The organism is Geodermatophilus sp. SYSU D01176, assembly GCF_054050015.1.
Window position 1 is genome coordinate 1 of sequence record NZ_JBJGYN010000094.1, and the last position, 6,509, is coordinate 6,509.

The 6,509-nt window shown below is 77.4% G+C and carries 7 protein-coding genes; 3 read left to right on the plus strand and 4 right to left on the minus strand.

Going from position 1 to position 6,509, the window contains the following annotated elements; translation table 11 throughout:
* Positions 1 to 198: 198 nt before the first annotated feature.
* The gene (locus tag ACI78Z_RS24620; protein ID WP_457039168.1) at positions 199 to 1,323 is read right to left on the minus strand and encodes a serine hydrolase domain-containing protein; all 1,125 of its coding nucleotides are present in this window, start codon (positions 1,321 to 1,323) and stop codon (positions 199 to 201) included.
* Positions 1,324 to 1,701: 378 nt separating this feature from the next.
* On the opposite strand from ACI78Z_RS24620, the gene ACI78Z_RS24625 reads away from it, so the two are divergent.
* Together ACI78Z_RS24625 and ACI78Z_RS24630 are read left to right on the plus strand one after the other, a co-directional pair.
* Entirely contained in the window at positions 1,702 to 2,820 is a 1,119-nt protein-coding gene (locus ACI78Z_RS24625) for a sensor histidine kinase (RefSeq protein ID WP_457039169.1), read from the plus strand.
* Positions 2,817 to 3,476, plus strand: coding sequence for a response regulator (locus ACI78Z_RS24630; RefSeq protein WP_457039170.1), 660 nt, complete (start codon positions 2,817 to 2,819; stop codon positions 3,474 to 3,476). The genes ACI78Z_RS24625 and ACI78Z_RS24630 overlap by 4 nt, the downstream gene beginning before the upstream one ends.
* A gap of 10 nt (positions 3,477 to 3,486) precedes the next feature.
* Here the strand turns inward: ACI78Z_RS24630 and ACI78Z_RS24635 are convergent, their stop codons facing one another.
* Both ACI78Z_RS24635 and ACI78Z_RS24640 read right to left on the minus strand, forming a co-directional pair.
* Positions 3,487 to 3,732, minus strand: a complete 246-nt coding sequence (locus tag ACI78Z_RS24635; RefSeq protein WP_457039171.1) for an STAS domain-containing protein — start codon at positions 3,730 to 3,732, stop codon at positions 3,487 to 3,489.
* Positions 3,729 to 4,046 carry an STAS domain-containing protein gene (locus tag ACI78Z_RS24640; RefSeq protein ID WP_457039174.1) on the minus strand — a complete coding sequence of 106 codons (318 nt, stop codon included), beginning with the start codon at positions 4,044 to 4,046 and terminating at the stop codon, positions 3,729 to 3,731. Before ACI78Z_RS24640 ends, ACI78Z_RS24635 begins: the two co-directional genes overlap by 4 nt.
* A 154-nt stretch (positions 4,047 to 4,200) precedes the next feature.
* On the opposite strand from ACI78Z_RS24640, the gene ACI78Z_RS24645 reads away from it, so the two are divergent.
* Complete coding sequence (locus ACI78Z_RS24645) at positions 4,201 to 5,289, plus strand: GGDEF domain-containing protein (RefSeq protein ID WP_457039172.1); 1,089 nt, start codon at positions 4,201 to 4,203, stop codon at positions 5,287 to 5,289.
* Here the strand turns inward: ACI78Z_RS24645 and ACI78Z_RS24650 are convergent.
* Positions 5,234 to 6,355, minus strand: a complete 1,122-nt coding sequence (locus ACI78Z_RS24650; RefSeq protein ID WP_457039173.1) for an NAD(P)/FAD-dependent oxidoreductase — start codon at positions 6,353 to 6,355, stop codon at positions 5,234 to 5,236. The two genes, ACI78Z_RS24645 and ACI78Z_RS24650, sit on opposite strands and share 56 nt — an antisense overlap.
* Positions 6,356 to 6,509 lie beyond the last annotated feature (154 nt).

The following is a 6,509-nucleotide window of genomic DNA, read 5'->3' on the forward strand; positions in this document are numbered from 1 at the left end:
GTGTGCCGCACAGCGGCACACCGGGGTGGACACGAGTCGACAGAGGACACCTGCGCGTCGCTTCTGGAGTGCTGTCATGGCTCGGAACGCCCGTCCCGGATCCCCCGAGATCGATCCTGACGACGCTCGAGCAGGCATCCCGCGCTGCCCGGAGACGGTCGTGGACCGCCACCCCGGCACGGGTGCGTCATCGACGCCTCAACCGCTGACCGCGGCGAGTGCCTCGATCGCCATGATCGCCTGCGGTCCGGCGTTCCGGGTGTTCATCACGACCGCGACCGCCGCTCCGCTGGCCCGGTCGAAGCCGATGAACGCCGAGTGCGCGGCCCCGATGCCCAGGTGGCCGTCGACGGTCAGCTGTCCGGTGGCGTACCTCTCGAGGCCGAGGCCGTACTCGTGGACGACGCCGAACTGCGAGAGGTCCTCGGCCGGGATGAACGTGCCCATCTCGGCCCGGCTGCGCTCGGACAGCAGCCGGCCGTCGCGGAGCGCCTCGGTGAACACGAGCAGGTCGGACGCCGTCGACTCGAGCCCTCCGGCGGCGCCCCCGACGGAGGGGTGCCAGCGGTCGGTGTAGTCGACGAACCGCTCCTCCTCGACGCCGTAGCCCGGCGTTCCCCGGAGCTCGCCCAGCTGCGTGTCCCGCAGACCCAGGGGCTCGACGATCCGCTCGTGCACCTCGTCGGTCCAGGAGTTGCCGGTCACCTGCTCGACGATCTCGCCGAGCACCACGTAGTTGGTGTTGGCGTACGCGTGCGGGCCACCCGGCTCTCCCGTCCGCCCGGCCGCCTCGGCGACGGCGACCAGTTCCGCCCGTGTCCACGCGCGGCGGGCATCGGTCAGCACCGCCGGCTGGTCGGTGTACTCGCCGAGCCCACTCGTGTGCTGGAGGAGGTGGCGGGGGGTGATCCGGTCGGCTCCGGCCAGGTCGGGCAGGAATCCCTCGATCCCTGAGTCGAGGTCGAGGCGGCCGTCCTCGGCGAGCTGCAGCACGACGACGGCGACGAACGTCTTCGTGACACTGCCGATGCCCCACGGGATGTCCGGATCGACGTCCCCGCCGGCGGCGTCCAGCGACCGCGTGCCCGACGTCGCCGTGACGGTGGTCCCGTCCGCCTGACGCACGGCGAGGGCGGCGCCGACGAACTCCTGATCGGCGTGGTGGGCCTCGAGGATGCCGGCGATCGCCTGCTCGAGGTCGGCGCCGGCAGCCGGTGGTGCGGTCGCCACGCCCCGGTCGGGAGCGGTGGCGGCGGCGACCTCGTCGGCTCCGCCGCACGCCGCGGTGACGGTCAGCGCGGCGAGCAGTCCGGTCGCTGCCACGGTCCGCCGGAGGCGCCGGCCGCGGGCTGCGGTGGCGGCCCTCGACGCCGGGACGGGAGGGAGGTGTCCGCGGTCGGGGAGCGCGGTCGGGACGGAGGTCATGACTGTTCCTCTCCGGACGAGGTGGGGGCATCGGGGCCACCGCGGCGCTGCGGTGTCCCAGCCTGCGGCCGCCGCCGCAACCGCCACGAGCCCCGCGCGGGGCGGATGCGGTCCCGCACGAGTGGTCCGCGGCGCCCGCCCGGCGCCCGGACGGGGGACCGCGCCTCCCTCGCGCGAGGGAGGCGGAACGGCCCGCGCGGGGCTCCCCGCGGCTCCTGCCCGGCGGGACGATGGGAGGTGTCGCCGTCCCTCCTCGCCCGGCTCCCGACCGTGGCCGTGAGCCGCACCGATGCGGCGCTCACCGGTGCGCTGGCGGCCGCCACGGTCGCGGTCGCCCTCACGATGCCGGCCGCCCCGCCCTACCGGCCGGTGGACGCCGCGGCCGTCGCGCTGGCCGTGGCCGGACCGCTGGCGCTCCTGTGGCGGTCGGCCGCCCCGCTGGCGTCCCTCGTGGCGGCCGACCTGGTGCTGGTCGTCAACGCGGCCGCCGGCTACGCGATCGGCTTCCTGCCCTGGCCGGCGTGGATCGCCCTGTTCACCTGCTTCGCCGCCGGCCGGCGCCGGCTGCGGGTGGCGGCGGTCGCGGTCGCCGTCCTGGCCACCGCCGGGTACGTGGCCCTGGACCGCGTCGACTCGGTCGACGCGCTGCCCGAGATCGGGATGACGTCGCTGGTCGCGGTGGTGGCCGGCGAGCTCAGCCACCGGCGGGCCCGCGGGGCGGCGGCCGAGGCCCGACGGGCGGCGGAGAGCCGGGCGCAGGCACTGGCCGCGGAGCGGCTGCTGCTGCAGGAGCGGGGCCGGCTGGCCCGGGAGCTGCACGACTCGCTGGGGCACGCCGTGAACGTCATGGTCATGCAGGCCGGGGTGGGCCGGCGGGTGTTCGCCGACAACCCGGCCTTCGCCCGCGAGGCGCTGGAGTCGGTGGAGACCGTCGGGCGCACCGCGCTCGACGAGCTGGACCGGCTGCTGCGGGTGCTGCAGCCCGACGAGCGCAAGGCCCGGGCCGGGCCGTTCGCGCCGACGGTCGCCGACCTCGAGGAGCTGGCCGAGCGGATCCGGGCCACCGGGCGCCCGGTGGAGCTGCGCACCGACGGCGTGCGGCTCTCCGCCGGCGCCGCGCGGGCGCTGTACCGGATCCTGCAGGAGGCACTCACCAACGCCGTCCGGCACACCCCGTCGGGTCGGATCCGCGTCGAGGTCTCGCAGGTGGCCGACCGGGTGCTGCTCGACGTCACGAACGAGGGCCGCGACCTGGCGGAGCCGGTGCCGGGCCGCGGGCTGGTCAACATGTGGGAACGGGCCCGCCTCGAGGGCGGCGAGCTGGAGGCCGGCCCGGTCGAGGGCGGGTTCCGCGTGCGCGCGGTGCTGCCGGCCGGGGCGGCGGTGCCGGCGTGATCCGGGTCCTGCTCGCCGACGACGACCGGCTGGTGCGCAGCGGCCTGCGGGTGCTGCTCGACGCCGAGGAGGACATCACCGTGGTCGGCGAGGCCGCGGACGGCCGCGAGGCGGTGGCCCGTGCACGGGAGCTGCTGCCCGACGTCGTCCTCATGGACGTCCGGATGCCCCGGGTGGACGGGGTGGCCGCCACCCGGGAGATCGTGTCCTGGCCGCGGCGCCCGCGGGTCCTCGTGCTGACCACCTTCGACCTGGACGAGGTGGTCGACGACGCGCTGGACGCGGGGGCGGACGGCTTCCTGCTCAAGCGCGCCACCCCGGAGCAGTTGATCGACGGCATCCGCACGGTCCACGCCGGCGACGCGCTCGTCGCTCCCTCGGTGACCCGACGGCTGCTGGCCGTCCACGCCGCCCGTCGGCTCCCCGACCGCCAGCGGCTGCACGCGGCCGCCGCGCTCACCGAGCGGGAGGCGGAGGTGCTGCGTGCGCTGGCCGAAGGGCTGTCGAACGCCGAGATCGCCGTCCGGGTGTGGCTCTCGCCGGAGACTGTGAAGACCCACGTGAAGGCGATCCTCGGCAAGCTCGGCGTGCGGGACCGCACCCAGGCGGTGGTGTGGGCCTACCGGACCGGCTTCATCGGGCCGGGACAGGAGTAGCGGGACCCGGTCAGCTGCGGATGAGCAGTTCGCCGCCGTCCACCCGGAAGTCGCGGTGCAGCTCCCGGAGCACCGCCAGGCCCTCGTCGTCGGCGGCACCCACCCCGCGGAGGTCGACCACCACGCGGGAGTGGCCCGCGCCGCGGAGCTGGTCGGCCGTGCCGCGCACCAGGTCCGCGCCGAGCGAGGTGAGGTGGCCGCTCACCGTGATGAGGCCCGCCCGCCGGTCGACCACCTCCCTCAGGGTCCCGGTCACGCCACCGCCAGCGCGGGTTCGCAGCCGAGGACCCGCCACAGGCCGGTGCGGTGCAGCAGCTCCTCGGTGCGGCGGTCGGCGCCGCGCAGCACCACCGCGCCGCCGCGGGCCCGGCAGATGCGGTGGGCCCACAGCAGGACGGCGACGACGGCGTCCGGCAGGCACCGCACCCCCGAGACGTCGACCACCAGCGAGCCGGCCCCGGCGTGCAGCGTGCCGAGCAGCAGCCAGCGGACGTCGGCCAGGCCGTCGGCGAGCAGCCTGTCGTCGAGGTGGACCGTCACCTCGTGCGCCCGGGGCAGCGCGGGGGCCATCGTCACAAGCGTCCTCCTCGTGGTCACTGATCGCTATCCTGCGCGCACGGTCTGACAGTTCCCTGGGTCCGACGTGGGAGTTCGCCGCCGCGTGGCGTCACCCACGCGGGGGAGGCCTGCTGCAGCCGCACCGTCCGGACGACGATGGAGGGGCATGCGCTTCCCCGACTCCCTGCGTGCACGGGAGCCACGCGCCGCGGCGCACTCGATCGTCCTGATCATGGGTGTCTCGACCGTCGTCCTCGCGCTGCTGACGACCTTCGGCCCCAACTCGGTCAGCAGCGCGACGAGGGCCGCCTCGTGGGCCGGGGTCGCCGCGCTGGTCACGACGATCGCGGTGTGCGTCCTGGTCCCGGCCGAGCGGCTGGACCGCGCCGGCGTCTTCCCCCTGATCGGCCTGTGCGGCGTGCTGATGACCTGCGTGCTCAACGTGCTGACCGACGACCCGTCCGCCGGGGCGCAGGCGTTCCTCGCCTTCCCGGTGCTCTGGGCGGCGTCGCACCTGCGCTGGGCCGCCGTCGCCCTGGTGACGGCGGCGGCTGTGGTGGGCGACGGGATCACCCAGCTGGTGCTCCAGCCCCTGGAGCCGGCGATGCACGACCTGGTCGTCGTCGGCAGCGTGCTGGTGGTGGCGGCGGTGATCCTGGTCCGGACCGCCGCGACGCAGGACCGCCTGGTCGCCGCGCTGCAGCGGCAGGCCGACGTCGACCCGCTCACCGGCCTGGTCACCCGGCGGGTGCTGGACGACGCGCTCACCGGCGCCCTCGAGCGGGATCCGACCGGCGACGGGACGGCGCTGGTGCTGCTGGACATCGACTCGTTCAAGCAGATCAACGACGCGCACGGCCACCCCGTGGGGGACGACGCGCTGGTGCACCTCTCCGGCCTGGTCCGGCGGCAGGTGCGGGCCGGGGACGCCGTGGTCGGCCGGCTCGGCGGTGACGAGCTCGCGCTGCTGCTGCCCGGCTGCGCCGCCGGCACCGCGGCCCGGCGCGCGCGGGAGCTGCTCGAGGCGGTGCGCGCCTCCCCGTTGCCGCGCACCGACGGCGGCCCGCTGCCGCTGTCGGTCAGCGTCGGCGTCGCGCACGCGCCGCTGCACGCCGCCTCCGTGCGGGAGCTCTACGCCGCCGCCGACGCGGCGCTCTACCGGGCCAAGCGGTCCGGGCGGGACCGCGTCGAGGTCGCCGTCAGCCCCGGCTCCCGGCCAGCCGACGGGCTGCCGCGGCAACGGTCCGCCCCGTGAGCCGCCCGTCGGACAGGCCGAGGGCCACCACGTCGTCGAAGACCCGCTGATCCGCGCCGGCCGCGCGGACGGCGGCGTCCATCAGCCGCGGCCAGCGGGAGAGCTCGGAGGCCACCCGGCTGGACCGCAGGTGCGCGCCGAGCCGCCGCCGCAGCGCGTCGCGGTAGCGGGCACCCGCGCCGGACCCCGCCGGCCACGCCGCGCCGGCCAGCGCCCCGGACAGGACGGCGTAGAAGATGCCCTCCCCGGTCAGCGGGTTGACCAGCGACGCGGCGTCGCCGGCGAGCAGCACCCGGCCGTCGGGCAGCCGCGGCCGGCCCGTGGACAGCGGCAGCCGGTGCGCCCGCAGGCCCTCCGGCGCCACGCCCGGCAGCAGCCGGTGCAGCCCCTCGACCAGCGCCGCCCGGGTCGCCCCGCCGGACACGAGTTCCCCGTAGCCGACGTTGGCCCGCCCGTCGCCGAGCGGGAAGGACCAGGCGTAGGCCGGCCAGCGCCGCTCGGTGGTCACCAGCACCTGGGTGCCGCCCTGGCCGGGTAGCGCGGGCGCGTAGCCGCGGATCGCCACGGCCAGCCGGTCGGCGCGGTTGGACCCCAGCCCGAGGGCCCGGCGGACGACGGACTCCGCGCCGTCCGCCCCGACCAGGACGCCCGCCCGCAGGGTGCCGTCGACGGTCACGCCGTCCGCGTCGGCCACCACGGTACGCACCGTGGACCGGCGGAACTCCGCCCCGGCCGCCCGCGCCGCGTCCAGCAGCCGGGCGTCGAGCACCTCCCGGGGGACGACGGACGACGGGCGGTGGGTGTCGCGCTCGACCCGCGCCCCGCCCGGCGAGCGCAGCGAGAGCCGGGGGACCGGCGGGTACCCGGCGACCAGCGCGGCGGCGTCCACGCCGAGGCCGGTCAGGACGTCGAGCGCCTCCGGGGCCACGCCGTCGCCGCACACCTTGTCGCGGGGGAAGTCGGCGCGGTCGAGCACGAGCACCGAGGCGCCCGTGCGCCGGGCGGCCAGCGCCGCCGCCGAGCCGGCCGGGCCGCCCCCGACCACGACGACGTCCCAGCGCTCCACCGGCCCGACGCTAGGCGGTGCCGACCCGGGGGGGGGGGGGGGGGGGGGGGGGGGGGGGGGGGGGGGGGGGGGGGGGGGGGGGGGGGGGGGGGGGGGGGGGGGGGGGGGGGGGGGGGGGGGGCGGGGGGGGGGGGGGGGGGGGGGGGCGGGGCGG

Coding starts and splice junctions, on each gene's coding strand:
- ACI78Z_RS24640 (WP_457039174.1), bottom strand. CDS start 4,046: ATGGCCCCCGCGCTGCCCCGGGCGCACGAGGTGACGGTCCACCTCGAC.
- ACI78Z_RS24645 (WP_457039172.1), top strand. CDS start 4,201: ATGCGCTTCCCCGACTCCCTGCGTGCACGGGAGCCACGCGCCGCGGCG.